This is a genomic window from Mesorhizobium sp. M7A.F.Ca.MR.148.00.0.0, assembly GCF_003997735.1.
GTDB lineage: Bacteria > Pseudomonadota > Alphaproteobacteria > Rhizobiales > Rhizobiaceae > Mesorhizobium.
On the sequence record NZ_RZTB01000247.1, the window covers coordinates 473 to 2,269 of the forward strand.

Below are 1,797 nucleotides of genomic sequence, written 5' to 3' on the forward strand. Positions count from 1 at the left end.
AAGCCTTGGGAACCGCGCTGCTCGTCGCGACCGTGGTCGGCTCCGGCATCATGGCCGCCCGGCTGACACACGACGTCGCCGTTTCGCTGCTCGGCAACACGCTGCCGACCGGGGCGATCCTCGTCGTGCTGATCACGATACTGGGACCGATCTCGGGGGCGCACTTCAATCCGGTTGTCACGCTGGTGTTCGCGCTTCGCCGCGAGATCGAGGCGAACGCGGCGCTTGCCTATGTCACCGCCCAGGTCGTGGGCGGCATTGCCGGGACGTTTCTGGCCCATGCCATGTTCGAACTGCCTATCCTGCAGGCCTCAGCGACGGTGCGGACCGGAACCGGGCAATGGCTCGCGGAGGCAGTCGCCGCCTTCGGCCTTGTGTTCACCATCCTGGCAGGCTTGCGCTTCCGCTCCGATGCGATCCCGTGGCTTGTCGGGCTGTACATCACCGCCGCCTACTGGTTCACGGCCTCGACCTCCTTCGCCAACCCGGCTGTCGCGATCGCCCGCGCCTTTTCCGACACGTTTTCTGGCATCCGTCCGGTCGACCTGCCGGGCTTCATAGCCGCCGAATTGCTGGGGGCGCTGCTGGCCATGGCCCTGGCGGGCTGGCTGCTCGCCGAACCGAAATCAACAAGACAGATGAAGGCTGCCGAATGACCGTCACCATCTACCACAACCCCGATTGCGGCACCTCGCGCAACACGCTGGCCATGATCCGCCAGTCCGGCGAAGAGCCGGAGGTGATCGAATATCTGAAGACGCCACCGTCGCGCGAAAGGCTGGTCGAGTTGATTGCCGCGATGGGCATGATGCCGCGCCAATTGCTGCGCGAGAAGGGCACGCCTTACGCGGAACTCGATCTCGGCAATCCCAAGTGGACCGACGATGAAATTCTGGACTTCATGATGGCGCATCCGATCCTGATCAATCGCCCGATCGTGGTCACGCGTCTCGGCGTCGTTCTCGCGCGACCTTCGGAAGCGGTTCTCGACATCCTGCCCAACCCCGATATCGGGCCGTTCGTTAAAGAGGACGGCGAAGTCGTCGTCGACATCAAGGGCAAGCGCATTGGCTGAGCAGAACCACGTCGCCGATGACGCGCTGCCGAACGTCGACGAAGAGCAGTTTCGGCCGATCGATATGCAGGTTCTGCTGGACGCGCCCAGGTCCATTCACAAGCCCCGCGTGCTGATGCTCTACGGATCGCTGCGGGAGCGGTCCTATTCCCGCCTCGTCACCGAGGAGGCCGCGCGAATCCTCCGTCGTTTCGGCGCCGAGGTTCGCATCTTCAATCCTTCGGGCCTGCCGCTGCCGGATTCGACGTCCGCCGAGCATCCCAAGGTCAGGGAATTGCGGGACCTGTCGATCTGGTCGGAGGCCCAGGTCTGGTGCTCTCCGGAACGGCACGGTTCCATGACGGGGGTGATGAAGGCGCAGATCGACTGGCTGCCGCTGTCGATGGGCGGAGTACGACCGACGCAGGGCAGGACGCTCGCCGTCATGCAGGTCTCCGGCGGCTCCCAGAGTTTCAACGCCGTCAACCAGCTCCGCATCCTTGGCCGCTGGATGCGAATGGTCACCGGATCGTCGACGTGATGGAGGAGCTGATGAAGTTCACCCTGCTCCTGCGCGACCGCTCCAACTACCTGACGGACCGCTATTCCGAGCGGGTCGAGAGTGCGGAAGAGGTCGCCAAGCGGGTCAACCAGCGGTCGATCTGAGGCACCTTTGACGGTGCCTGGATTTCGTATTTCCATATTTTTCGAAATTTGGATTGACGATGCGAAAAGTGCCGTAT

2 protein-coding genes and 1 pseudogene are annotated in these 1,797 nt (G+C 63.3%); all 3 read left to right on the plus strand.

The features are described 5' to 3' along the window. Positions 1-656: MIP/aquaporin family protein (locus tag EOB49_RS33590; protein WP_164781920.1), on the plus strand; the 656-nt coding region annotated here is incomplete at its 5' end. Beyond that, positions 653-1,075 carry an arsenate reductase (glutaredoxin) gene (gene arsC, locus EOB49_RS33595; protein WP_127383472.1) on the plus strand — a complete coding sequence of 141 codons (423 nt, stop codon included), beginning with the start codon at positions 653-655 and terminating at the stop codon, positions 1,073-1,075. The genes EOB49_RS33590 and arsC, both read left to right, overlap by 4 nt. A 64-nt stretch (positions 1,076-1,139) precedes the next feature. Then, positions 1,140-1,720, plus strand: a pseudogene (locus EOB49_RS33600) (NAD(P)H-dependent oxidoreductase). Positions 1,721-1,797 lie beyond the last annotated feature (77 nt).